At 60.2% G+C, this 25,339-nt stretch carries 22 protein-coding genes; 10 read left to right on the top strand and 12 right to left on the bottom strand.

What is annotated here, in order from left to right; all coding sequences use genetic code 11:
- Positions 1-10 precede the first annotated feature (10 nt).
- The 4 genes from FHX06_RS14590 to FHX06_RS14575 are packed head-to-tail and all read left to right on the top strand — an operon-like array spanning position 11 to position 5,037.
- Positions 11-949 (top strand): ABC transporter permease, encoded by a 939-nt coding sequence (locus FHX06_RS14590; protein ID WP_112969131.1) that lies wholly within the window; start codon positions 11-13, stop codon positions 947-949.
- Positions 946-1,797 (top strand): ABC transporter permease, encoded by an 852-nt coding sequence (locus FHX06_RS14585; protein WP_113210219.1) that lies wholly within the window; start codon positions 946-948, stop codon positions 1,795-1,797. Before FHX06_RS14590 ends, FHX06_RS14585 begins: the two co-directional genes overlap by 4 nt.
- The gene (locus tag FHX06_RS14580; protein WP_183879814.1) at positions 1,794-3,503 is read left to right on the top strand and encodes a dipeptide ABC transporter ATP-binding protein; all 1,710 of its coding nucleotides are present in this window, start codon (positions 1,794-1,796) and stop codon (positions 3,501-3,503) included. Before FHX06_RS14585 ends, FHX06_RS14580 begins: the two co-directional genes overlap by 4 nt.
- 19 nt (positions 3,504-3,522) lie before the next feature.
- Positions 3,523-5,037, top strand: coding sequence for an ABC transporter substrate-binding protein (locus FHX06_RS14575; RefSeq protein WP_183850430.1), 1,515 nt, complete (start codon positions 3,523-3,525; stop codon positions 5,035-5,037).
- 123 nt (positions 5,038-5,160) lie between these two features.
- Here FHX06_RS14575 and FHX06_RS14570 read toward each other — a convergent pair whose 3' ends face one another.
- From FHX06_RS14570 to FHX06_RS14530, 9 genes are all read right to left on the bottom strand, one after another.
- Positions 5,161-5,691, bottom strand: coding sequence for a winged helix DNA-binding protein (locus tag FHX06_RS14570; protein ID WP_183879812.1), 531 nt, complete (start codon positions 5,689-5,691; stop codon positions 5,161-5,163).
- Positions 5,692-5,715: 24 nt separating this feature from the next.
- The gene (locus tag FHX06_RS14565) at positions 5,716-9,342 is read right to left on the bottom strand and encodes a hydantoinase B/oxoprolinase family protein (RefSeq protein WP_183879810.1); all 3,627 of its coding nucleotides are present in this window, start codon (positions 9,340-9,342) and stop codon (positions 5,716-5,718) included.
- A gap of 238 nt (positions 9,343-9,580) precedes the next feature.
- The gene (locus FHX06_RS14560; protein WP_112546321.1) at positions 9,581-10,375 is read right to left on the bottom strand and encodes a transporter substrate-binding domain-containing protein; all 795 of its coding nucleotides are present in this window, start codon (positions 10,373-10,375) and stop codon (positions 9,581-9,583) included.
- 110 nt (positions 10,376-10,485) lie between these two features.
- Positions 10,486-11,214, bottom strand: coding sequence for an amino acid ABC transporter ATP-binding protein (locus tag FHX06_RS14555; RefSeq protein ID WP_113014378.1), 729 nt, complete (start codon positions 11,212-11,214; stop codon positions 10,486-10,488).
- On the bottom strand, positions 11,198-11,851 hold the full coding sequence (locus FHX06_RS14550) for an amino acid ABC transporter permease (RefSeq protein WP_113114390.1): 654 nt from the start codon (positions 11,849-11,851) through the stop codon (positions 11,198-11,200). Before FHX06_RS14550 ends, FHX06_RS14555 begins: the two co-directional genes overlap by 17 nt.
- Before the next feature lie 8 nt (positions 11,852-11,859).
- The gene (locus FHX06_RS14545; protein WP_112546318.1) at positions 11,860-12,543 is read right to left on the bottom strand and encodes an amino acid ABC transporter permease; all 684 of its coding nucleotides are present in this window, start codon (positions 12,541-12,543) and stop codon (positions 11,860-11,862) included.
- A gap of 88 nt (positions 12,544-12,631) precedes the next feature.
- On the bottom strand, positions 12,632-13,387 hold the full coding sequence (gene kduD, locus FHX06_RS14540) for a 2-dehydro-3-deoxy-D-gluconate 5-dehydrogenase KduD (protein ID WP_113014380.1): 756 nt from the start codon (positions 13,385-13,387) through the stop codon (positions 12,632-12,634).
- A 5-nt stretch (positions 13,388-13,392) separates the two neighbouring features.
- The gene (gene kduI / locus FHX06_RS14535) at positions 13,393-14,229 is read right to left on the bottom strand and encodes a 5-dehydro-4-deoxy-D-glucuronate isomerase (RefSeq protein WP_183879808.1); all 837 of its coding nucleotides are present in this window, start codon (positions 14,227-14,229) and stop codon (positions 13,393-13,395) included.
- Positions 14,219-15,007, bottom strand: coding sequence for a GntR family transcriptional regulator (locus tag FHX06_RS14530; protein ID WP_183879806.1), 789 nt, complete (start codon positions 15,005-15,007; stop codon positions 14,219-14,221). The genes kduI and FHX06_RS14530 overlap by 11 nt, the downstream gene beginning before the upstream one ends.
- 347 nt (positions 15,008-15,354) lie before the next feature.
- Here FHX06_RS14530 and FHX06_RS14525 point away from each other — a divergent pair, with 347 nt between their 5' ends.
- The 4 genes from FHX06_RS14525 to FHX06_RS14510 all read left to right on the top strand — a co-directional run bounded on the left by FHX06_RS14525 (position 15,355) and on the right by FHX06_RS14510 (position 18,699).
- Complete coding sequence (locus FHX06_RS14525) at positions 15,355-16,353, top strand: ABC transporter substrate-binding protein (protein ID WP_183879804.1); 999 nt, start codon at positions 15,355-15,357, stop codon at positions 16,351-16,353.
- Positions 16,354-16,457: 104 nt separating this feature from the next.
- Positions 16,458-17,345, top strand: coding sequence for an ABC transporter permease (locus FHX06_RS14520; RefSeq protein ID WP_183879802.1), 888 nt, complete (start codon positions 16,458-16,460; stop codon positions 17,343-17,345).
- Positions 17,338-18,357, top strand: a complete 1,020-nt coding sequence (locus FHX06_RS14515) for a glycine betaine/L-proline ABC transporter ATP-binding protein (protein WP_113114394.1) — start codon at positions 17,338-17,340, stop codon at positions 18,355-18,357. The genes FHX06_RS14520 and FHX06_RS14515 overlap by 8 nt, the downstream gene beginning before the upstream one ends.
- 141 nt (positions 18,358-18,498) lie before the next feature.
- On the top strand, positions 18,499-18,699 hold the full coding sequence (locus tag FHX06_RS14510; protein ID WP_246715548.1) for a hypothetical protein: 201 nt from the start codon (positions 18,499-18,501) through the stop codon (positions 18,697-18,699).
- Between the two features lie 24 nt (positions 18,700-18,723).
- Here FHX06_RS14510 and FHX06_RS14505 read toward each other — a convergent pair whose 3' ends face one another.
- The 3 genes from FHX06_RS14505 to katG form a co-directional block, all read right to left on the bottom strand.
- Positions 18,724-20,529, bottom strand: a complete 1,806-nt coding sequence (locus FHX06_RS14505) for a diguanylate cyclase (RefSeq protein WP_113145321.1) — start codon at positions 20,527-20,529, stop codon at positions 18,724-18,726.
- A 194-nt stretch (positions 20,530-20,723) separates the two neighbouring features.
- A complete protein-coding gene (locus tag FHX06_RS14500; protein ID WP_183879800.1) occupies positions 20,724-20,933 on the bottom strand; it encodes a DUF2945 domain-containing protein in 210 nt (69 codons plus the stop codon).
- A gap of 225 nt (positions 20,934-21,158) precedes the next feature.
- Complete coding sequence (katG, locus tag FHX06_RS14495; protein ID WP_183879798.1) at positions 21,159-23,342, bottom strand: catalase/peroxidase HPI; 2,184 nt, start codon at positions 23,340-23,342, stop codon at positions 21,159-21,161.
- 189 nt (positions 23,343-23,531) lie between these two features.
- Between katG and FHX06_RS14490 the strand changes: the two genes are divergently transcribed.
- On the top strand, positions 23,532-24,464 hold the full coding sequence (locus FHX06_RS14490; RefSeq protein ID WP_183879795.1) for a hydrogen peroxide-inducible genes activator: 933 nt from the start codon (positions 23,532-23,534) through the stop codon (positions 24,462-24,464).
- Between the two features lie 105 nt (positions 24,465-24,569).
- On the top strand, positions 24,570-25,256 hold the full coding sequence (locus tag FHX06_RS14485; RefSeq protein ID WP_183879936.1) for an MgtC/SapB family protein: 687 nt from the start codon (positions 24,570-24,572) through the stop codon (positions 25,254-25,256).
- Positions 25,257-25,339: the final 83 nt, after the last annotated feature.

Here is a 25,339-nt window from a genome sequence, read left to right as displayed (position 1 = left end):
GAGCGCCGCCATGCATCGCTATAAATTCATACTGACCCGGCCGGTCCAGTTTCTGCCCGTTATCTTCGGCATCAGCGTCATCACCTTCATCCTGGTGCGATTGATCCCCGGCGATCCCGCCCGCAACATTCTCGGCACGCGGGCAACACCGACGGCTCTTGCCAATATCCGCGCCCAATACGGCCTCGATCAGCCCATGTGGCTGCAATACTTTTACTTCCTCAAGAACCTCGCGAATGGCGAGATGGGCAAGTCGATCCTCTACAAGATCGACGTATTTCCGCTGATCGCCACGCGCATCGAGCCGACGATCGCGCTGGTACTGACAAGCGTCATCCTGTCGATCCTGATCGCCGTGCCGATGTCGGCGATTGCAGCTCGCAACGCTGGCCGCGCGCCTGATCATGCAGTACGCGTCATCTCCACATTCGGGATCGGCTTTCCGCCTTTCTGGCTCGGCCTGATGCTGATCATTTTTTTCAGCGTCGAACTCGGCGTCCTGCCCGTCTCCGGCTACGGCACGACATTTACCGACAAGCTCTCTCATCTCATCCTGCCGGCGCTGACCGTTGCGTTGTCGCTCTCGACGGTGCTGACCCGCAGCCTGCGCTCCGCGATGATCGAATCCCTGAAATCGGATGTAGCGACAGCCGCTCGCGCCCGCGGCATGCCTGAGAGTGTCGTCTTCTGGCGCCACGTCCTGCCGAATTCGCTGGTACCGACAATCAATCTTCTGGCCGTCAACATTGGCTGGCTGATCGGCGGCACCGTCGTCGTGGAAAGCGTCTTTGCCCTGCCGGGCATGGGGCAATTGCTGGTGCGCGCCATTTTCTCGCGCGACTATATGGTCGTTCAGGGTGTAGCGATGACATTTGCTTGCGCCACCGTGCTCGTCAATTTCATTGCCGATATCGTCACCGTCGCTGTCGATCCGAGGGTGAAGCTATGAGCGTCGAGGCCTTTACTCCCTCTCCGGTCGCCTGGCGCCGTTTCCTCGGCCGCCGGCTGACACTCGTCATCGGCGCCGGCATTCTCTTGTTCTTTCTGCTCCTGGCAATCGCCGCTCCACTGGTCGCACCGTATGATCCGATCCTGCAGAATGCCGATGTGCGGCTACAGTCGCCCTCCTTCGCCCATCTCTTCGGCACGGACAATTTCGGCCGCGACATACTTTCGCGCGTCATATGGGGCGCCCGCATCGACCTGCAGATCGCCGTCATCGGCGTGATCTTCCCGTTCCTGATCGGCACGACGGTCGGCACCATCGCCGGCTTCTTCGGCGGCATCGTCGATGCGGTTTTCATGCGCCTCGTCGATATCATTCTCGCCTTCCCGTTTCTTGTCTTGATGCTGTCGATCATCGCCATTCTCGGCCCGGGCCTCAGCAGTTTCTACATTGCCATGGCGCTGGTCGGCTGGGTCTCCTATGCACGCCTCATCCGCGCCCAGATGCTGGTCCTGAAAAGCAGTGACTACGCGGTCGCGGCCGTCAGCCTCGGCTTCAGCCGTTTCAGGATCATGTTCCGCCACCTTCTGCCGAACGCCATTGCCGGCTCCATCGTCTTTTCCATGTCTGATGCCACACTGGTGCTGCTCAGCGGCGCGGCCGTCAGCTATCTCGGCCTCGGTGTGCAGCCTCCGCTCGCCGAGTGGGGCGTCATGGTCGCGGAAGGGCAGAGCTTCATCACAACGGCATGGTGGATCACGCTTTTCCCAGGCCTATCCATCGTCTGCCTCGCCTTCGGCTTCAGCATGCTGGGTGATGCGCTCGGCGAACTTCTCGGAGTTCACGAATGAGCGCTTCGGTCCTTTCCGTCCGTGACCTGACAGTCAGGGTTCATCTCGATAGCGGCGCGCGGACGCTGATCGACCATGTTTCGCTTGATCTCGCCAAGGGCGAAATCCTCGGCCTGGTTGGTGAGAGCGGCTCGGGAAAGAGCCTGCTCTGCCGTTCGCTCGTCCGGCTATTGCCCTCCTCTCTGATCAAGATCGAGGGCGGCGCCGTCCTGCTCGAAGGGCGTGATCTGACGACGGCAAGCGAAGCCGAGATGCTGGAAGTTCGGGGCGGCGAGATCGGCATGATCTTCCAGAACCCGACGAGCCATCTCGATCCGGTCATGCGCATCGGCGACCAGATTTCCGAGGGCATCCGCTATCATCAAGGGCTCGGCGCCAAGGAAGCACGGGCGGCGGCGATCGAGATCCTGACGCAGGTTGGCTTTCCCGATCCCGGTCGCCAATATGACAGTTATCCGCACGAGTTTTCCGGCGGCATGCGCCAGCGCGCCATGATCGGCGTGGCGCTCTCCTGCAACCCGAAGATCCTGATCGCCGACGAGCCGACGACGGCACTCGACGTGACGATCCAGGCGCAGATCCTGAAACTCTTGCTGGAGATCCGAGAAAAGCGCGGCCTGTCGATCATCCTCATCACCCACGATCTCGGCATCGTCGCCCAGACCTGCGACCGCATCGCCGTCATGCGCAACGGCAAGCTGCTTGAACAGGGGCCGAAACGGACGATCCTCTCCCGGCCGCAGGACGCCTACACCATCAATCTGATCAACAGCCATCCCTCCATGCCGGACGAGGCGCAAATGCCGGAGCCGCTGCTCGCGTCTTCGGCGGCATCGACCAAGCCGCTTCTCGAGATCGACGACCTGCATGTGCGTTTCAAGGTTGGTGGCAGCCTGTTCAAGAGCAGTGCCAATACGGTAAGCGCCGTTTCCGGTGTCAGCCTGCAGGTCATGCCGGGCGAAACCATAGGCATCGTCGGCGAATCCGGCAGCGGCAAGAGCACACTCGCACGCGCCGTGCTAGGGCTGACGCCGATCTCCTCAGGCCATGTGTCCTTCGGAGGGATCGATCTCGCGCAGCAGCGGGCCGCCGGTCTCGCAAAGCTGCGGCGCGAGACGGCCATGGTCTTTCAGGACCCTTATAACGCACTCAATCCGCGCCTCACGATCGGGCAGATGCTTGCCGAGGTGCTGAAGGTGCAGGGCAAGGTGCCGGCATCGGCCATTCCGGAGAGGATCGGCGAATTACTCGATCTTGTCGGGCTGGAGCGAGAGTTTGCAAATCGCAAACCCCGCAGCATGAGCGGTGGTCAGTGCCAGCGCGCCGGGATTGCCCGGGCGCTCGCTGTCGATCCGAAGCTCATCATTGCTGACGAATGTGTTGCGGCCCTCGACGTCACGATCCAGGCACAGATCATCGCGCTTTTCCGTGATCTCACCGCAAAGATGAACCTGACGCTGATGTTTATCGCCCATGATCTGGCGATCGTGCGCAATCTCTGCGAACGCGTGGTCGTCATGTATCGTGGCGAGATCGTCGAAGAAGGCCTCTCGGAAGAGGTCTTTGCGCGGCCGAAACATCCCTATACCGCGGCGCTGATCGCCGCCATTCCCGATATCGATCCGGACAAGCCGCTTCTGAGCAGCGCCAGCTTGGAAGACGAGCTGCAATCGATGCCGGCACTACCCGTCAAACGCATGCCATAACAACGAAGGGAACGAACGCATGATCACCAGATGGAAATCAATCGGGCTTGCAGCACTTCTTGCGGGCCTGACGCTCAGTGCATCCTATGCCGAAGCCGCAGGTGTGCTCACCATCGGCCGTCGCGAAGATTCTACGACATTCGACCCGATCAAAACGGCGCAGAATATCGACAACTGGGTCTTCTCCAACGTCTATGACGTGCTGATCCGCGTCGACAAGACCGGCACAAAGCTGGAGCCCGGCCTGGCCGAGAGCTGGACGGCGTCCGACGACGGACTGACCTATGTCTTCAAGATCCGCGATGCGAAATTCTCCGACGGCTCGCCGCTGACGGCGGAAGACGCGGCCTTCAGCCTGCTGCGTATCCGCGACGATCAAGGCTCGCTCTGGAGCGATTCCTATAAGGTCATCGACACGGCCGTCGCAAGCGATCCGCATACACTGACGATCAAGCTCAAGAACCCTTCCGCGCCCTTCCTGTCGACGCTGGCACTGCCGAATGCCTCCGTCATTTCCAAGGCCGGCATCGAATCCATGGGGGCCGACGCCTACGCTGAAAAGCCCATTTCGTCTGGCGCCTTCACCGTAGAGGAATGGCGCCGCGGCGACCGCATCATCCTCAAGAAGAACCCGAATTTCTGGCAGGCGGACCGGGTAAAGCTCGACGGCGTCGAATGGATTTCGGTGCCTGACGACAATACCCGCATGCTGAACGTGCAGGCAGGCCAGCTCGACGCGGCGATCTTCGTGCCCTTTTCGCGCGTCGAGGAGTTGAAGAAGGACGCCAACCTCAACGTATTGGCCGATCCTTCGACCCGTGAGGACCATCTGCTGATCAACCATGCCCATGGCGATCTCGCCAAGAAGGAAGTACGCCAGGCGCTCGACATCGCAATCGACAAGAAGGCAATCGTCGATGCCGTCACCTTCGGCCAGGGCACGGTCGCCAATTCCTACGTTCCGAAGGGCGCGCTCTATCATTACGCCGACAATCTGCAGCGCCCCTATGACCCAGAAAAGGCCAAGAAGATGCTGGCCGACGCCGGCGTCACCAACCTGACGCTGAACTACCTGATCCGCGCCGGCGACGAAGTGGACGAACAGACCGCCGTGCTGGTGCAGCAGCAGCTCGCCAAGGCCGGCATCACCGCCAACCTGCAGAAGGTCGATCCCAGCCAGGAATGGGACATGACGGTTGCCGGCGATTACGATATCTCGGTCAATTACTGGACCAACGACATTCTCGACCCGGACCAGAAGACGACCTTCGTGCTCGGCCACGATTCCAACAACAACTACATGACGAACTACAAGAACGATGCCGTGAAGGAGCTGGTCGCCAAGGCCCGCCTGGAACTCGATCCGAAAAAGCGCGAGCAGATGTATATCGACCTGCAGAAGACCGCCAAGGACGACGTCAACTGGATCGATCTCTACTACAGCCCCTACATCAACGTCGCGCGCAAGAACATCGACAACTTCTATCAGAACCCGCTCGGCCGCTTCTTCCTGGAAGACACGGTCAAGAACTGAGCCCCGACCTTGCTAGCGTGCTCCGCCTTTCAAGGCAGAGCACGCTTTTGACAAGGGAGCGGATATCCGGGCCCGGTTAGAGAGCCGAGAGAATGGCGCCGCCTCCGCTTTCGGCGGTTTCGATCATAAGGTCGCCGCTGATCTTGCCGCCTGCTCGTAATAGCCCGAGAGCGCTCTCAGGTGGGAGGCGATACCGGACAAATCCTCCTGCGATAGTCCCGACACTTTCGTCGCCTCGACCAGAAGCCGCTCGCGGATTTCCGAATATCGCGTCAGCGCCGCCAGGCCTTTGTCGGTGACCTGGATGACTTTTTCCTTGCCGGATTTTCCGGTTTTGACGAGGCCGGCCGCATCAAGCTTTTTTACCGCGTAGTTGGCGACATGAGTGTCTTCGATATCGAGCACGAGGCAGAGGTCGGACAATGTCTTCGGCCGGCCGCGATGGCGAACCGAGTGAATGATAAGGATCTCGACGGGCGACAGACTGGGCACCCCGGCGGCAGCCATGCAGCGCACCATCCAGCGATTAAACGCGTGAGAAAAGAGGACCGATCCGTATTCGAGCTCCGAAAGAGCCGGCGAGCTGCCGAGTGCCAGATGGGCCGACGAGACGATCAGATCGCGGGGCGCCTTTTGTTCTTTCGATTTTTCCATTGAACGCACTTCCATCCCAATTGCTCAGGCATCTCTCGGTCCGTACCCGCCGCCAGTTGGCGTCACGACAGTAAAGGCCTCACCCACTTCCAACACCGTGTGGGCAGCACCGATCAGTTCATCAATCGTACCGTCGTTTCGGCGAACGTAGTTGCGGCCGGTCTGTCCATCTTCGCCGCCTTTCAGCCCGAACGGTGCCACGCGGCGATGACCGGAGAGAACGGCGAATTCCAGCTTCTCGAGCGTGCGGATCGTCCGCTGCGTGCCGTTGCCGGCATGCCACTGACCGCGGCCACCGGAATTTGGCCGGATATGGAAGTCCTCGAGCACAACGGGGAAACGGCTCTCCAGGATTTCCGGATCGGTGAGGCGCGAATTGGTCATATGCGTGTGCACGGCATCCGCACCGTTGAAGCCCGGGCCTGCCGGCGCGCCGGAGCAGATGGTTTCGTAATACTGATACTTGTCGTTGCCGAAGGTCAGGTTGTTCATCGTGCCCTGGGCCGCGGCCATGGCGCCGACGGCACCGATCAGGCAATTGGTAACGGCCTGGCTGACTTCGACATTGCCTGCAACGACGGCTGCCGGATAAACGGGCGTCAGCATGGTGCCATCGGGAATGACGATGCGGATCGGCCGCAGGCAGCCGGCGTTCATCGGAATATCGGCTTCGACCAGCACCCGGAAAACATAGAGCACGGCAGCGCGCGTCACCGGCGCCGGCGCGTTGAAATTGTCGGAGCGCTGCGCTGAGGTATCGGTAAAATCGACGGTTGCTTCGCGTTTTTCCCGATCGATGGAAATCCTGACGACGATCTTGCAGCCCTGATCCATCTCATAAGAAAATTCGCCATCTGGCAGGCGGTCGAGCACACGGCGCACGCTTTCGGCGGCGTTGTCCTGCACATGACCCATATAGGCGTCGACCACGTCCTCGCCGAAGAGCGCGATCATCTTCTTCAGTTCCGCCACGCCCTTCTCATTGGCGGCAACCTGCGCCTTCAGGTCGTTGACGTTCTGCGCCAGCGTGCGCACTGGATAACGCGCACCAGTAAGCAAATCCGCAAGAGCGTCTTCGCGGAATTTGCCGCGATCGAGCAGCTTGAAATTGTCGATGTAGACGCCTTCCTCCTCGATATGCGTCGCGAGAGGCGACATCGAGCCTGGGGAGATACCGCCGATATCGGCATGGTGCCCGCGGCTCGCCACCCAGAAACGGATGCGTGTGCCGGCATCGTCGAAGACGGGCGTGCAGACGGTGAGATCGGGCAGATGCGTGCCGCCATTGTAGGGCGCATTGATCAGAAAGACGTCGCCCGGATGAATGACCGGATTTTCGCGGATGGCAGTGGCGACAGACGCGTCCATGGAACCGAGATGAACCGGCATATGAGGCGCATTGGCGACGAGATTGCCGTCCGCATCGAAGACCGCGCAGGAGAAGTCCAGCCGTTCCTTGATGTTGACGGAATAGGCGGTGTTCTGCAGCGTGACGCCCATCTGCTCGGCAATCGACATGAAAAGATTGTTGAAGATCTCCAGCATGACGGGATCGGCCTTGGTTCCTATCGCCGTGCGCTCCGGCAGCGCCTTGATGCGGGCGAGTACGATATGATCGTGCGCCGTCAGCTTCGCCTGCCAGCCGTCTTCCACGACGATGGTCTGGTTCGGCTCAATGATGATGGCCGGTCCGGTCACGGTCTGGCCGGGCTGAATGCCATCGCGCATGACGACCGCCGCGTCATGGCTTTCGCCCTGCGAATGGAACAGGGTGCGTCGGATGGGCAATGCCTCGCCCTCAGCCGCTTCGCCACGATCAACGTCGATTTCGGCGGCCGCACCGCCGATGCATTCCACCTCGACGGCTTCCACGACCAATGGCTTGTCTTCGGCGATGAAGCCGAAGCGGCGCTTATGCAGGATCTCGAATTCCCTGCGCAGGCGCGCCGCGTCGTCATCCTGCGGGAACAGTGCCTCGACGGCGAGCAGCGTATCGGTGCCGGCATAGCGGATATGGGCACGCAACACCGTCTTGATCTTGCCGGCCTCGACGCCCTGCGCCACAAGTTCAGGCTGGCATTCCCCCTGCAACTCCCTGCCAAGCGCTGTCATCGCTGCCGGTGCGGTCGCATCGAGCGGCACGCCGAGCGCCTTCTGGCGGGTGGAGCGGATATCGGCAAGGCCCATGCCATAGGCCGAGAGCAGGCCGGACATCGGGTGAAGAAGTATGCTCTTCATACCGAGCGCATCAGCCACCAGGCAGGCATGCTGGCCGCCGGCACCGCCAAAGCAGTTCAATGCGTAACGCGTCACGTCATAACCGCGCTGGACGGAAATCTTCTTGATCGCCTCGACCATATTGGCAACGGCAATGCGGATGAAACCGTCGGCCACCTCTTCCGGGCTGCGTCCGTCACCGATCTCCGCTGCAAGCACGGCGAATTTCTGCCGTACCGTCTCGATATCGAGCGGCTGGTCCTGGTTCGGGCCGAAGATCGTCGGGAAGAAATCGGGCAGCAGCTTGCCGGCCATGACGTTGGCATCGGTCACCGCAAGCGGCCCGCCATTACGGTAGCAGGCGGGGCCTGGGAAAGCGCCTGCGGAATCAGGCCCGACGCGGAAACGGCCGCTTTCGAAATGCAGGATAGAGCCGCCACCGGCCGCCACGGTATGGATCAGCATCATCGGTGCACGAACGCGCACACCCGCCACTTCCGTTTCGAAAGCACGCTCATATTCACCGTCGAAATGCGCGACGTCAGTCGAGGTGCCGCCCATGTCGAAGCCGATTACGTGGCCGAAACCTGCCTGCTCGCCGGTCTTGGCAAGACCGACCACACCGCCGGCCGGGCCGGACAGGATCGCGTCCTTGCCCTGAAACATATCGGCTGCCGTAAGCCCGCCCGAAGACATCATGAACATGACGCGCGCACCGGTTCTCGCGACGTCGAGCTCATCGGAGACCTGACGCACATAGCGGCCGAGCACCGGCGAAAGATAGGCATCGACAACAGTCGTATCGCCACGACCGACCAGTTTGATCAGCGGCGAGACTTCATGGCTGACGGAAACCTGCTCGAAGCCGATGGCGCGCGCGATGCGCGCGGCCGCTGCCTCGTGTGCGGGATATTTGTAGGCGTGCATGAAGACGATGGCGACGGCGCGGTAACCCTTGCCTCGCAGATCGCGGAGTGCTGCTTCGGTCGCGGCTTCGTCGAGTTTTGTCTCGACGGTACCGTCAGCCAGTACACGCTCTTCGAGCTCGACCACATCCTGATAGAGCGCTTCCGGCTTGACGATCTCCGTCGCAAAGATCTTCTTGCGCTCCTGATAGCCGATGCGTAGCGCGTCGCGAAAACCCTTCGTCGTCACAAGCGCCAGAGGTTCACCCTTGCGCTCCAGAAGCGCATTGGTGGCAACGGTTGTGCCCATGCGGACCTCGCCAATCAGCCCGGCCGGGATCGGCTCATCCGCGGTCAGGCCGAGATGCAGGCGAATGCCGTGCACAGCCGCATCGCGATAGGCTTCCGGGTTTTCAGACAACACTTTGCGGGCGTGGAGTGCACCGAACGGGTCGCGCCCGACGATATCGGTGAAGGTGCCCCCACGGTCGATCCAGAAGTCCCAGCTACCAGCCGCAATGCCCGACAAAATCGCCTCCGCCGTTCGTTTCCAATATCACTAAGAAATTATCGATAAATCGTCAACGTTTTACAGAGAACAAAGTCGCCACAGGCATCGATGGAAGGACGGCGTAGCAGAAGCCGGATATTCAGGCGCAAAAAATCGAACGCCGCGGCACAAGGGCCGCGGCGACGAAATTGGCAGAAATTAAGGATCGTCGAAGACCGGCGCCATGAAGGCATCGGCGCCCGGCGCCGCTATTCGATCAACGCGAGGTCAGATCGTCGGGCAGTTCGGCATTGTGGTACTTGCGATAGATGTCGCGCAGCACCTTGTTGTCGAAATTGGTCTTCACCCATTGGTCGAGCCAGGTCTTGAGGCCGGCTTCACCCTTTGGAATACCGATGCCGAGATTGGTCTCCTTCTGCGTAAACTTCACCTGCAGCGGATGATCGGCCATCTTCTTGTTGATGCCGTTGATGACAGCCGACTGGCTGGAGAGGATATCGACCTGGCCGGAGACAACCGAGGTGATCAGCGTAGCGTCATCCTCGAAGCGAACGATATCGGCGCCCTTCGCATTGGCGGTGATGTCCTGGTCGTTGGTCGTCGCGCGGGTAACGCCGATGCGCTTGCCGTCGAGATCGGCATAGTTCTTGATCTCGACGCTCGGCTGAGCCGCGACGACGAGTGCCAGCGTCGCATAGGGAACGGAATAATCGATCGCCTTCTTGCGTTCCTCGGTGATGCCAAGCGAAGAGACGACCATATCGGCCTTGCCTGTCTGGACCGAGGGAACGCGCGCAGCGTTGGTGATTTCCACCAGTTCCAGTTCGACGCCGAGATCCTTGGCGATCAGCTTCGCGGTTTCGACGTCCGAACCGGTCGGCTTGAGGTTTTCATCGACGAAGGAATATTCCGGAATGCCCATCGCGACCGCGATGCGCACCTTGCCCGCCTTCTTGATATTGTCGAGCACGTCGGCATGGGCAACACTTGCCAGCGCCAGCAGGCCCGCGCCCGCCAAAAGTGCCAGTTTCGAAATCATTGTCTTCGGCATACTCCAAGTCTCCTCTACCTGATTGCCTCTGCCCGCTCTTTGTCGGGCCTCCTGTAAAACCCGCACCGGTTCATCCGGCGCAGGCAATTCCCTCCCGCAAGTACCGGGGTCTAAAGCTCTGCAGCCATGAATTCCTTGAGTTCCGGTGTCTGCGGATTGCTCAGGATATCGGCGCCACCCGTCTCCCAGACCTTGCCGGTATGCATGTAGATGACGCGGTTGGCGGCGCGCTTGGCAAAGCCCATTTCGTGGGTGACGACGATCATCGTCATGCCGCCGCGAGCGAGATCTTCCATCACGCGCAGCACCTCGCCCGTCAGCTTCGGGTCGAGAGCAGACGTCACCTCGTCGAACAGCATCACCTTCGGCTGCATGGCGAGCGAACGGGCGATTGCCACGCGCTGCTGCTGGCCGCCCGACAATTGCTCCGGATAGGCATCGATCTTTTCCGAGAGACCGACCTTGGCGAGCACCTGCCTGGCGATCTCGAAGGCCTGGTCCTTGCGCATGCCCTTCACGCGGCGCAGCGCCAGCATGATGTTTTCGGCAACCGTCATATGCGGGAAGAGGTTGTAGCTCTGGAACACCATGCCGATATCCCGGCGCAGTGTCCGGAGATCGAGCTTCGGATCTTCCACGCGGTGGCCGCACACTTCGATCGAGCCGTCCTGGATCGTCTCCAGCCGGTTGATGCAGCGAAGTGCGGTGCTTTTGCCGGAGCCGGACTGGCCGATCAGCGCCACCACTTCGCCGGCATTGATTTCGAAGGAAACGCCCTTCAGCACTTCCAGCGCGCCGAAGCGCTTGACGACATTGGTGAGTTTAACGGCGACCGACATTGAGCTTCCTCTCGAGAGAGCGGCTCCAGACCGACAGCGGGTAGCACACAGCGAAATAGAGAAGCGCTGCGATGCCGAACACCAGGAAGGGCTGGAACAGGGAGTTGTTGATGACCTGCGCCGCACGTGTCAGCTCCAGGAAGCCGACGACCGAGGCGAGCGAGGTATTCTTGACGAGCTGGACGAGAAAACCGACCGTCGGCGGCGTGGCGATCCTCAGCGCCTGCGGCAGGATCACCTCACGTAGCGCCTGCCAGCGCGTCAGGCCGAGACATTCGGCCGCCTCGAACTGTGTACGCGAGATCGACTCCACCGAACCGCGCCAGATCTCGCCGAGATAGGAGCTCGAATAGATCATCATGCCGAGGCCGGCCGCCACCAGCGGCGGCACCGAGATATTGATGACCCCCAGGCCGAAATAGAGGATGAACATCTGGATGAGCAGCGGCGTGCCCTGAACGATCTGGATATAGATGAGGGCCGCCCGCCGCAGCCAGAGGAAGCGTGAAATCCGGCAGAGCATCACGAAGAAGCCGGCGATGCCGCCGAGCAGGAAGGCGAGTGCAGACAGCACCACCGTCCAGACAAGGCCATCCAGCAGATAGATGAGGTGATTGAAGGAAAATCCACCGAGCATGGCGACCTCTAGAGCGACGTGCCGAGCCGGCGGCGGCGCGGAAAGGCGATGAGACCGAGGCCATAGAAGCCCGCCCGCATCAGATAGGTAATGGCGATGTAGAGGACCGCGACGACCATATAGGTTTCCAGTGATCGGAACGTGTTCGACTGGATGTTGTTGGCGACGCCCGTCAGCTCCTCGGCCGAGATCTGCGAAGCGATCGAGGTCGACAGCATCATCAGGATGAACTGGCTGGAAAGTGCGGGATAGACGCGTTCGATCGCCGGCAGGAGAATGATGTCACGGTAGATCTGCAGCTTCGACAGGCCGAGCGCCTCGGCTGCCTCGATCTGGCTCGGATGGATGGAATCCATGCCGGCGCGGATGATCTCGGCCGTATAGGCGCCGACATTGATGACCATGGCGAAGACAGCGGCGGCAATGATCGGCAGGCGGATGCCGACCGACGACAGCCCGAAGAAAATGAAGAAGATCTGCACGATGAAGGGCGTGTTACGCACTGTCTCGACATAGATACTGACAAGGGCACGCAGCGGCCCGATAGTCGAACGACGGGCTATGGCGCAGGCAACGCCGATCACCAGACCGATGACCACCGAAAAGACGGTGATCTCGATCGTGACAAGCGCGCCCGACAGGAAGTCGCTCCAGTAGGGCAGCAAGGCCGAAAAATCGAACTGGTACTGCATGTCCTCCTCCATTCCGGCCACGCCAACTCCACCTGCGCGGCCTCGCCTTTCCCGTGGGAAGGCGTCATGTCTCCTCCTGGCTGTCGCGTCAGCGCGCCAGCCAGCCTCCATCGACGGGCAGAACCGTGCCGTGTACATAGTCGGATGCTGACGACGCCAGGAACACGGCAGCACCGCCGATATCGCCGGGCTCACCCCAGCGGCCCGCCGGGATTCGGGCCAGGATGCTGGCATTGCGATCGGCATCCTCGCGCAGCGCCGTCGTGTTGTTGGTCACGAAATAGCCGGGAGCGATGGCGTTGACGTTGACGCCCTTGCCCGCCCATTCGCAGGCAAGCAGCCGGGTCAGACCTGCAAGTCCGCTTTTTGAGGCGGTGTAGGACGGGATGCGGATGCCGCCCTGAAAGGAGAGCAGCGAAGCGATGTTAATGATCTTGCCGCGCCCTTTTTCGAGCATGTGGCGGGCAGCAGCCTGAGACAGAAAGAAGGCTGTCTTCAGGTTGACATTCATCACCGCGTCCCAGTCTTCCTCGGTGAAATCGATCGCGTCGGCGCGGCGGATGATGCCGGCATTGTTGACGAGGATATCGAGGGCTCCAAAGCGCTCCAACGCTTCCGCAACGATCGGCTTGACCGGCTCGATCGTGCCGAGATCGGCTTTGATGACGTGGAATTTTGCGCCCGCCTTGGCGACCAGTGCTTCCGTCTCGTCCATAGACGAGCGGCCGACGGCGACGATCGAGGCACCCGCTTCGGCAAGCGCTACGGCAATGCCCTGCCCGATGCCGGTATTGGCACCGGTAACGACGGCCGTTTTTCCCGAGAGATCGAAAAGGGCCTGCATCGCCGTCACCTCAGATCGCCGATTGCGATATGGTCCATATCGGTAAAGCTCTTGTTGTCGCCGGCCATCGCCCAGATGAAGCTGTAGTTCTTGGTGCCGGCGCCGGAATGGATCGACCAGGGCGGTGAGATGATCGCCTGCTCGTTGGCGACGAGCATGTGACGCGTCTGCTGCGGCTCGCCCATGAAATGGAAGACGCGCTGGTCGGCATCGAGATCGAAATAGAGATAGGCTTCCATGCGCCGGTCATGCGTGTGGCTCGGCATGGTATTCCAGATGCTACCGGTCTCGAGGCTGGTGAAGCCCATGGTCAGCTGGCAGGACTGGCAGACCTCCGGGTGGATATATTGATAGATCGAACGCTTGTTGGCGGTAGCCGCCTCGCCCGGTGTAAGGTGCCGCGCCTTGTCACGTGTCAAAAGCACCGTCGGATGGCTGGCATGAGCGGGCGTCGAAACGAGGTAGAATTTCGCCGGATTGCCGGCATCGGCACTTTCGAAACCGACGTCGACGGCGCCTTTCCCGACATAGAGGCAATCGTACTTCGCCAGAGCGTAGCTGGTGCCATCAACGATCACGCGACCGGCGCCGCCGACATTCAACACGCCGAGCTCGCGCTCGGCCAGAAACGTTTCCTGGCCAATCGCCTTCGGCGCGGTCAGCGCGAGAGCCGCCCCGAGCGGTGCAGCGCCGCCGATGACCATGCGATCATAGTGGGAATAGGTGAGCCGGATGTCGCCAGGCACAAACACCGTCTCGACCAGGAAGTGACGCCGCAGGGTTTCCGTATCGAAACCCTTGACAGCTTCGGGATGGGAGGCGTGTCGCACGTCAATCTGCATTGGAATTATCCTTCTCTCCTCCGGAGGCCACCATCTGCGGGGCATCCTCAATGAAATAGGCTGGGTCGAGCATCTCGGCCTGTTCGACCTCGTGCAGCAGCTTGCCGAGATGGAACTCCATGGCGGCCTTTGCGCCATCCTTGTCGCCCATCCGCATGCAATCGATCACGGCTGCATGTTCGTCGATGACGCGCGTCAGGCGGCCTTGCTGCGGCAGCGTCAGCAGGCGGTAACGATCGCTGTGAACCTTGACCTGCTGGATGATTGCCCAGATGCCGGGAAAGCCGGCGATAGTGCTGATGAGCTGGTGGAAATCATTGTCGATGATATGGAAGGCTGCGACATCACCTTCACGGTGACAGGCATCGAGATCAGCGAGATTGCGTTCCAGCGCCCTTAGACCCGCCGGCGTCACCTTCTCGACCGCGATCGAAACCGTTGTATCCTCCAGCGCCTTGCGCACGAGCATCGCCTCGTAAAGCGCCCGCCGCGGAATACGGGAAACGAACGTGCCCGACTGCGGGAAGACGTCCACCAGACCGTCATCGGCAAGACGGATGATCGCCTCGCGGATCGGCGTGCGGCTGACGCCAAACTGCGCTTCGAGCTCCTTCTCGTTCAACAGCTCCATCGGCTTGCGGCGCAACGACACGATGTCATCGAGAAGCGCATTGTAGACCAGCGTCGCCGCTCGCGGTGCAGCTGCGCGCTGATGCGAGAGCACCGTGACGCCTTGAAGGGAGCGTTTCTTGCGCGTGATTCCGGTGGGCGAATTCATCGCGTTCCTTCACCGGCAAGATTTGAAAATTGGGTATCTAAAGCCATCGATAACCGCCTCCCTTCGGCCTGATGAAGGAAGTAATATATTAGTATCCAACTTCTGACAAGCGCATCCTTCGTTTTCGAAAATTGCTTCGTGGAAGGGTTGGCGCGGGATGAGGGCAGCCATCAATGCCGTAAGCGACGCCGTATTTAAGACAGCATTGAAAGAAGGCTCTAATGCGCCATTTTTTGACGTAACCAGAATGGCTGTTGCAGCCCTAAAGCAGGCTCAATGCGGGGGTCGGCGTGCGGTGCCGCCGGCGCCCGGGTTCAGGATGCACCGCGACCAGAGGGAACAAAAAAATGAAAGTACTTTTGGCATCCACCATTCTCACAGCTGGCGCCATGCTCGCGGGCGGCAGCGCTTTTGCCGCCGATTGCGGCAATATCACAATCGCAAGCATGAACTGGCAGTCGGCAGAAGTGGCTGCAAGCCTCGATAAGCTGATCCTCGAGGAAGGTTATGGCTGTTCGGCAGAAATCGTCAGCGGCGACACCGTCCCGACGCTCACCTCCATGGCGGAAAAGGGAGAGCCGGACGTTGCGCCGGAAGCCTGGGTCAGCCTGCAGCCGGAGCTGGTCAAGCGCGGCCTTGAAGGCGGCAAGGTCGTCCAGGGCGCCAAGATCCTCTCTGACGGCGCGATACAGGGTTGGTGGATTCCCAAATACATCGCCGACGCCCATCCGGACATCAAGACCATTCCTGATCTCCTGAAACATCCCGAGCTCTTCCCGGCGCCGGAAGACAAGAGCAAGGGCGCCGTCTTCAACGGCCCGCAGGGCTGGGGCGGCACTGTCGTTACCGCGCAGCTCTTCAAGGCCTATGATGCGGAGAAGGCAGGCTTTACGCTCGTTGACACCGGTTCTGCCGCAGGTCTCGATGGCTCTATCGCCAAGGCCTACGAAGGCAAGCAGGCCTGGGTCGGCTATTACTGGGCACCGACCTCGCTGCTCGGCAAATATGAGATGGTCAAGCTTGGATACGGAACGGAATATGATGCGGCAGAATGGAAGCGTTGCACTTCTATTGCCGATTGCGCCGATCCCAAGCCGAATGCCTGGCCGTCCGATGATGTGCAGACGCTGATCAGCAAGAGCTTTGCCGATCGCGGCGGCCCTGCCATCGATTACCTGAAGAAGCGCGCCTGGACCAATGACACTGTCAACAAGCTGATCGCCTGGATGACCGATAACCAGGCGACAGGTGAAGACGGCGCCAAATACTTCCTGAAGAACAACGAACCCCTCTGGAAAGACTGGGTCTCGCCGGAAGCCGCCGAAAAGATCAAGGCTTCGCTCTAAGCACTCAGACATGACATGGGCAGCCTCGGCGCTGCCCGGACAATCCTTCGGCGCGACGGCCAAAACAACAATCGGCCGCCGCCGCTATCTATTTGGGGACCGGTATGGATTGGCTCTGGAAATTTCCGACAATGAATGACGACGTGCTGCGCGAGCTGAAGAAGAGCGTCGACGAAGGATTTCGTGCCTTCACCCGCGCCTATGGCGACAGCATCGAGGCTGCGTTCAGCCCTCTGCAAAGCTTTCTCATCTGGGCAGAACGGCTGCTGACCGGCACACCCTGGCCAATCATTCTCATCGCTTTTGCCGCCATTGCCTGGTTTGCCAGCCGCAGCTGGAAGGTCGTCATTGGCTGTGTTCTGACGCTTCTTGTCATCGGCTATTTCGACATGTGGCAGGATACGATGAAGACCGTGTCGATGATCTTCGTCTGTACCGTGCTTTCGATCGTCATCGGCCTGCCGCTTGGCATCCTGATGGCGCGCTCGAATGCGATGCAGAAAATCGTCAATCCGATCCTCGACGTCATGCAGACCATGCCGAGCTTCGTCTACCTAATCCCTGTCGTCATGCTCCTCGGCATTGGTCGCGTCCCCGGTGTCATAGCCGTCGTCATCTACGCGCTGCCGCCGATGATCCGCCTCACCAATCTCGGCATCCGCATGGTGGACGAGAATGTGCTGGAGGCAGCTGACGCCTTCGGTTCGTCGAGCTGGCAGAAGCTTCGCAACGTCCAGCTGCCGCTGGCGCTGCCAACCATCATGGCCGGCATCAACCAGACGATCATGATGGCGCTCGCCATGGTCGTCATTGCTTCCATGATCGGTGTTCAAGGGCTTGGCCAGCCGGTTCTCAAAGCCATCTCCAACCAGTACTTCACCCTCGGCGTCTTCAACGGTCTCGCAATCGTCGGCATTGCCATCATTTTCGACCGGATCAGCCAGGCCTATGGCCTGCGGCTCCAGAAGCACCGGGAGATCGTGCATGGGTAGTAATTCGATCGAGATCCGAAGCCTCTTCAAGATCTTCGGTCCGCGCGGCCGTGATTATGTGGACGCCGTCAGCAAGGGCATGTCGAAGACCGAGCTCAACAGGGAGCACGGTCATGTGCTCGGGCTGAAAGACATCAACATCACCATTCCCGGCGGCAAGATCACCGTGATCATGGGGCTTTCCGGCTCCGGCAAATCGACGCTGATCCGCCACATCAACCGACTGATTGACCCGACTTCGGGCGAAGTCCTCTATGGCGGCGAGGACGTCTGCCGTATGGACGCCTTGCAGCTTCGCGAATTCCGCCGCCGTAGGACGGCCATGGTCTTCCAGCGTTTCGGTCTGCTGCCGCATCGCAACGTGCTGCAGAACACTGTCTACGGCCTGGAGATCCAGGGTGTCGCCAAGGCGGAACGCGAGGAGCGGGCCAATGCCTGGATCAAGCGCGTCGGCCTGGAGGGCTTCGGCGGCCACTATCCGAACCAGCTCTCCGGCGGCATGCAGCAGCGCGTCGGCCTGGCGCGAGCCCTAACCAACGACGCCGAAATTCTCCTGATGGACGAGGCCTATTCGGCGCTCGACCCGCTGATCCGCGTCGATATGCAGACCGTCCTTCTCGATCTGCAGAAGGACCTGAAGAAAACGGTCGTCTTCATCACCCACGATCTCGATGAGGCGCTCCGGCTCGGGGAGAAAATCGCCATCCTGCGTGACGGCGAGGTGATCCAGCAGGGTTCGGCGGCTGAAATCGTCCTCAACCCCGCCAATGATTACATCGCCGCCTTCGTAAAGGAGGTCAATCGGGGCCGGGTCATCAAGATCGGTGCCGTCGCGAAGCAAATTCCGGTCGAAAGCCAGCTGCAGCTTTGCGAAGATATGGATATCGAAGGGGCACTGCGCGAAATGTCCCGCGCCGACGTCTCGTCCGCCACTGTCATATCACAGGAAGGTCAATCGCTCGGCGGCGTTTCATTGCAGCAAATGCTGGCGCTGCTCCTTCACCAGGCATGAAAATCTTAAGCAATCATTCGGCATGGGCTCAAACACATGCCGTTTGTTTAAACATGGTTAATTTTTTCGTTATAATGATCGTGGAGAAGGAACCGAACGATACGTCCGGATGTTGATAGCACGCTGTGGAGGACCGTGAAGATGTTCAAATTTTTCTCGATGAAGCCGTCGACCGAAGACTTCGATGCTGACACCGGCACCTATGCCGACGGCATGACCGACCGTTACTATCGTGATCTGACCGGCCGCACCGAACACCGCTACCGCTCGGCCCATGAGCGCGATTACGGCGCAGCCCGCGAGATCGTCGAATTGGCGCCACACGGCGTCGTCGGCGGCTGATCGCCTCTCGCTTCTTTGTTGATATCAGGCGCGCAACGTTTCCTGCGTTGGCCTGCGCAAACTGCTTGCAAGAACAGTTTTGTTGCGGCCCTTGGCCTTGGCGTCGAGAAGGGCCGCGTCGGCGCGGCTGACCAGCGTATCGACCACGCCTTCTGCAGGTGATGCCGCCACTCCGATGGATACCGACACCGCACCGATGATCTGACCTGAATGTGAAAGTGCCGCTCCACCGATCTGCGCGCGCAGCTTTTCAGCTAATTCGAAACCATCCTCCTCGCTACAGTCCGGCAGCAGAATTGTGAATTCTTCGCCACCGAAGCGGAATGCGTTGCCGATATCGGCCACAGCGCTGCGCAGAACCTGCCCGACATACTGCATGACCATGTCGCCCGCATCGTGGCCGAACTGGTCGTTGAAACGCTTGAAGTGATCGATGTCGATCATCAGGCATGCGAGCGGCTCCTGGCCCTTGTCGCGCCCATGTCGGTGCAACGTTTCGTCCAGGAAACGGCGGTTGAAAAGCGCCGTTAGCGGGTCGCGGATGGCGAGATCGGTCAGCTTTTCACGAAACTGCAGGTTGGCGACCGCCAAGCCCACATTTTCGGCGATCAGTTCCAGATAGAGGCGAACATTGTCCAGCGCCGGTATTTGCCCGTGGCGCTCCTCTAGATAGAGAAGACCAATCATGTCACCCTGCGCCGTCAATGGGAAACAGGAGGAGGCAACACCGCTTCCTTCCACATGCTGGCAGGGCACATCTCCGTCCCCGGTGCCGCTCATGTGCGGGCGGCCGCGCCGCAGGCCCCAGCACGCACTGGCGGGAAAAGCCGCCTGCGCATTCACAGGCTCCAGCCATGTGCCGGTTTGCGCAAGAACGGATTTATCCTCGTCGAGGATATAAAGACTTCCGGCAATACCCGGAAAGATCTGCGGCGCGAAGCGCGCGACGACATCGGCCAGTTCATATTGATTTTCACAGGCCTGAAGGCGGTGCATCATCTGCAGGATCAGATCCTTGGTATGCTGGTCAGCTCGTCGCTCCGCGTCCAGGCGTTCACGCTCAAGCCCGTTTTCACGAAAGATCTGGATCGCCTCATTCATTTCGCCGATCTCATCACGGCGATGATCGTCAGGGACCTCGACCGCATAATCCTGCTTGGCAAGTCGGCTGACGATGCCGGTCATGCGCACCAGAGGCATCGCCACGCGACGGCGAAGGATAAAGTAGAGCACGGCAAGGAAAAGCAGGCCGGTCATCGCCAGCATGATCTTGGCGACGAGGTTCCATTGGTCGCTGCGCCGGCGCGCGTCATCGAGCGCCGCTCCCGTGCGTGTCGCCGTGACGTCGCGCAGATGCCCGGCCGACTCCATGAGAGCCGTTTGCAACCGCTCATGCTCCGAGCCAAATAGCGTTTGCTGCGCTGCCTGTCTGTCGCCCTTCTGGAAAGCATCGATCGCGGCGGCTTCCACGGCGTCAAGCGCCTCAGCCTGCTTGTTCATGCCTTCGATAATATTCCGCTCCACGGCGGATATGTCTCGCGCCGCGATCTGCTCGGCCGCCGTCTCGCGGCGCCGTTCGGTTTCCACGTCCGCCTTGAAGGCATCGAGGTGGCGCTGTTCGCCGCGCATGACATAGAGCCTTGCCTCATCGCTGGAGAGTTCGGCACCCACCTCGAGCTGTTCGGTCAGCGTATCGAGAACAAGATGCTCCTCAACCGCACGCCGCTCATCCTCTGCACTACGCGACGACATGATAAAGGCGGCAGCCGAAAGCGCCGTGAGGATCACGGTAATGCCATAGGCCCAGTTGGTGATGGTGCTGATGCGCATAACTTCCACTTTATTTACAGAGACTTACCGCGTCCGAAAATCTCAATGTTACAAAAAAGTGAGAAGCCTATTATTTCACAGATCGAGTTCAGAAAAAATTAATAGGCCCGCAGCGTTTCCGCTCGGGCCTCTTTCATTGGTTTCGACTTCGCGGCCGCAAACGCATCGTGCCAAAAGCAGAACGGCAGGTTCAATCACTTTCTGCGCAATTGCTCGGGTTTGTGAGCCGCTCTTTTGCCGGACTTTTCGCTCTCGACAATATATTGCGGGTCCGATTTCGAGGCCTTTACCTCGTGCCCTTTGATTTTCGTTGGCGCCGTCTGCTTCTTGACCACGCTGCCGACCGTTTCGCCCTGGCTCGTACTCCAGGATACCTTGTCGCCCTTCCTGAGCTTCTCACTCATCGTCTTTCCTTTCAGCGAAACAAGTTGCCTTGCAGGAACGCTTCAATGACGGGTTTGGTTCGTACAGCATGATCCGAGAGCACGCGGCTGCGAAATCACAGCGCGGTCCGTCAAGGCAAGGAAATGTCGAAAGGAAACCTGGCTAATAGGCAGCGCGCGGCGGGCGAAGACTGCCCACACATTACCCCGGACGCGGCGACCGCCGCGTCCGGGGTAGATTCATGATCAGACGAGATCGAAGCGATCAGCGTTCATGACCTTGTTCCATGCGGCAACGAAGTCCTTGACGAACTTCGCCTTGGCATCGGACTGGCCATAGACTTCAGCGAGCGCGCGCAGCTGCGAGTGCGAGCCGAAGATCAGGTCGATGCGGGTACCGGTCCACTTGACCACGTTGGTCTTGCGGTCGCGGCCTTCATAAACGCCGTCCTTGCCAGCGAGCGGTGCCCAGACGGTGCCCATGTCGAGCAGGTTGACGAAGAAGTCGTTCGTCAGCGCTTCCGGATGCGCGGTGAAGACGCCATGCTCCGGCTTGCCGGCCGTCAGCACACGCAGGCCGCCGACGAGAACCGTCATTTCAGGCGCGGTCAGCGTCAGCAGCTGGGCACGGTCGACAAGGGCTTCTTCCGGCTTCATGAACTGCAGACGCTTGCTGTTCACATAATTGCGGAAACCGTCGGCGCGCGGTTCGAGAGCCGCGAAGGAAGCGGCATCGGTCTGCTCCTGCGATGCATCCATGCGACCCGGCGTAAACGGCACGACGATGTCCTGGCCACCTGCCTTGGCAGCCTTTTCGACACCGGCCGCACCGGCAAGCACGATCAGGTCGGCGAGAGAGACCTTCTTGCCACCGGTCTGGGCTGCGTTGAAGTCCTTCTGGATGCCTTCGAGGGTGCCGAGAACCTTGGCGAGCTGTGCCGGCTCGTTAACTTCCCAGTCCTTCTGCGGGGCAAGACGGATGCGCGCGCCATTGGCGCCGCCACGCTTGTCGGAACCGCGGAAGCTCGAAGCGGATGCCCATGCGGTCGAGACGAGCTCCTGAACGGACAGGCCGGAGGCAACGACCTTGGCCTTCAGATCAGCAATGTCCTTGTCGTCGATGAGCGCATGATCAACGGCCGGGATGACGTCCTGCCAGATCAGGTCTTCTGCCGGAACTTCCTTGCCGAGATAACGAACCTTCGGGCCCATGTCGCGGTGGGTCAGCTTGAACCAGGCGCGGGCAAAGGCGTCTGCGAACTGATCCGGGTTTTCGAGGAAGCGGCGCGAGATCGCCTCGTAGATCGGGTCGACGCGCAGCGCGAGGTCGGAGGTAAGCATTCGCGGCAGGTGCTTCTTCGAAGAATCGAAGGCATCCGGAATGGTGGCGCCGGCACCCTTTGCGACCCACTGATGGGCACCGCCCGGGCTTTTTTCCAATTCCCATTCATAACCGAACAGGTTCCAGAAGAAATTATTGCTCCACCTGGTGGGGGTCGTCGTCCAGGTGACTTCCAGGCCGCTGCCGATGGCATCGCGGCCGACACCGCTGTTGAACTTGCTCGCCCACCCGAGGCCCTGCGCCTCGAGTTCGCCACCTTCAGGATCGACGCCGACAAACGATGGGTCGCCCGCGCCGTGGGTCTTGCCGAAGGTATGGCCGCCGGCGATCAGTGCCACGGTCTCTTCGTCATTCATCGCCATGCGGGCGAAGGTCTCGCGGATGTCGCGAGCCGATGCAAGCGGATCAGGAGTGCCGTTCGGCCCTTCCGGGTTGACATAGATCAGGCCCATCTGCACGGCGCCGAGTGGTTCTGCCAGCTCGCGTTCGCCGCTGTAGCGCTCGTCGCCAAGCCAGGTGCCTTCCGGACCCCAGTAAAGCTCTTCCGGCTCCCAGACGTCGGCACGGCCGCCAGCAAAACCAAAGGTCTTGAAGCCCATGGATTCGAGCGCGACGTTGCCGGTGAGGATCAAGAGGTCGGCCCAGGAAATGCTGTTGCCGTATTTCTGCTTGATAGGCCAGAGCAGGCGGCGGGCCTTGTCGAGATTGACGTTATCAGGCCAGGAGTTGAGCGGCGCAAAGCGCTGCTGACCCTGACCGGCGCCACCGCGACCGTCGGTGATGCGATAGGTGCCGGCGCTGTGCCAGGCCATGCGGATGAAGAGACCGCCGTAGTGGCCGAAGTCTGCCGGCCACCAGTCCTGTGAGTCGGTCATCAGCGCGTGAAGATCCTTCTTCACCGCATCGAGATCGAGCTTCTTGAACTCTTCGGCATAGTTAAAATCCTTGTCCATCGGATCCGAAAGACCGGAGTGATGGTGAAGCATCTGCAGGTCGAGCTGGCTCGGCCACCAGTCGCGATTGCGTCTGGCGCTTGCTCCCGAATGATCGACGGGACATTTGCCCGCGCTGTCAGGTTTCTGGTCCATAGTTTTCTCCTGTTGCTCCAGGCAGCCATCCAGGGACAGCCTGTCCGTTAAACTATTGGGCCTGATTGCATGCTTGACGCCTTGCTGCTGATCGAGCGTGCTAGCATGCATCCTCCCTCTCCTCCCTTTTATCGGAAGCGTGTGATAATTTTAAGTTGGATTTACTGATAGCTGCGATAAGTTCATCTTATGACCAACCTGACACTCAAACAGCTTCGTTATTTTGAAGCTCTGGCACGTCATGGCCGCTTTCGGCATGCGGCCGATGCCTGCGCCATTTCGCAACCCGCTTTGTCCATGCAGATCAAGGAGCTGGAGGAAGAACTCGGCGGAGATCTCTTCGAGCGCGGCGCGCGTGAAGTCAGGCTGACCGCCTTCGGACAGCTCTTTGCGATGCGTGTGCGCGACATTCTGAGAGCTGTCGACGAGCTCGGAGATCTCGCCCGCGCCTCGCAGGACAGACTGCTGACGCGGCTGAGAATCGGTATCATCCCGACCATTGCCCCCTATTTGCTACCGGCGATCATCAGCGATCTGAACAGGACCTTCGACAATATCGAAATACAGGTGCGCGAAACCTTGACGACCAGGCTAGTTCACGAAGTGGCGCAAGGCGAGCTGGACTTGGCTGTCGTCGCATTGCCGGTGTCCCAGCCGTCGCTTACCGAGATCAAACTATTCGAGGAAGAGTTCGTGCTGGTTCGCCACCGCGAAGACGAGGGCAAGCCGGTGCCGGAACCCGAGGCCTTGCGCGAAATGCGCCTGCTTCTCCTGGAAGAGGGACATTGCTTCCGGGATCAGGCCTTGTCCTTTTGCGGCATCGAATCGACCCGCCCCCGGGAGATTATGGAGGGCAGCTCGCTCTCGACGCTCGTACAGATGGTCAGCGCCGGCATCGGCGTCACCCTGATCCCAGAAATGGCCGTGCCCGTGGAGACACGCTCGGCGGATGTCTCCATTTCCCGATTTCGCACGCCTCAGCCGTTAAGAACGATCGGCATCATCTGGCGCAATTCGACGCCCCTGGTCAAACAACTGCTGCAGATTTCAGAGGTCATTCGTCACTCGGCCGCAAGCCTGCATCAGCGTGTCGATCCGGCACGAGCCGCTGTCAAAGGCTGATTTCCGCTGCTCCACTGGCCCGCCCCCGTCCGCGCTCTAGCTTCCCACGCTTGAAACCTTCGGAAATAGAGCACGGGAGCGGCTGAATTGGATCTCATCGACCTGATGCCCATAACGCCGAACTGGACGGATATCGCACTTCGTCTGGCAGCAACCATCGTTGCCGGCGTATTTATCGGCCTCGACAGGGAGCGAGGCGGACATGCCGCTGGATTGCGCACCACCATTCTCGTTGGCCTTGCAGCCTGCCTTTCGATGATCCAGGCAAATATCCTCCTTGCAACGAGCCAAAGCGCAAACGGATCGATGGATATCCTGCGCTTCCCACTCGGCGTCCTCACCGGCGTGGGCTTCATCGGCGGAGGCGCAATCCTGCGCCGCGGCGACATCGCAACCGGTGTCACCACCGCGGCGACCTTGTGGCTGATAACAGCAATTGGCCTGTGTTTCGGCGGCGGTCAGATCGCCGTGGGCTCCGTCGTCACCATCCTTGCCGTCCTCATCCTTTCCCCGCTGAAGCATGTCGACCGATGGATATCAGGCGACCAGAAGGGCACCGTATCGATCAGGCTGGAAAACGATTCAGGAATTCCCGACGTGAAGGCGACAACTCCTGAACTTTCCGAGGCGATCTTCACGGGGCTGAGGGATATCGAGGGCGGGCATCGCCAACTGGTCTACGAGATCAGGTGGAAGTCCGTCCGAGGCGTTCCGAGCGCGGATCAAGTTGCTGCATCGTTGGAGAAAAGCTTTCGTGTGACCCGGTTCGAGTATCGCACGACAGCGACATGAAGAACCAGCTTTAGCCAGCCGCCGGCATGGCCTCCACGCGACGCGCTATGCCGCAATATTGTCGGCTCTTTGTGACTAAAAAA

It is taken from the genome of Rhizobium sp. BK512, assembly GCF_014194915.1.
GTDB lineage: Bacteria > Pseudomonadota > Alphaproteobacteria > Rhizobiales > Rhizobiaceae > Rhizobium.
Note: the sequence above shows the minus strand (reverse complement) of the source record. Positions and strands in the feature narration are given on the sequence as shown.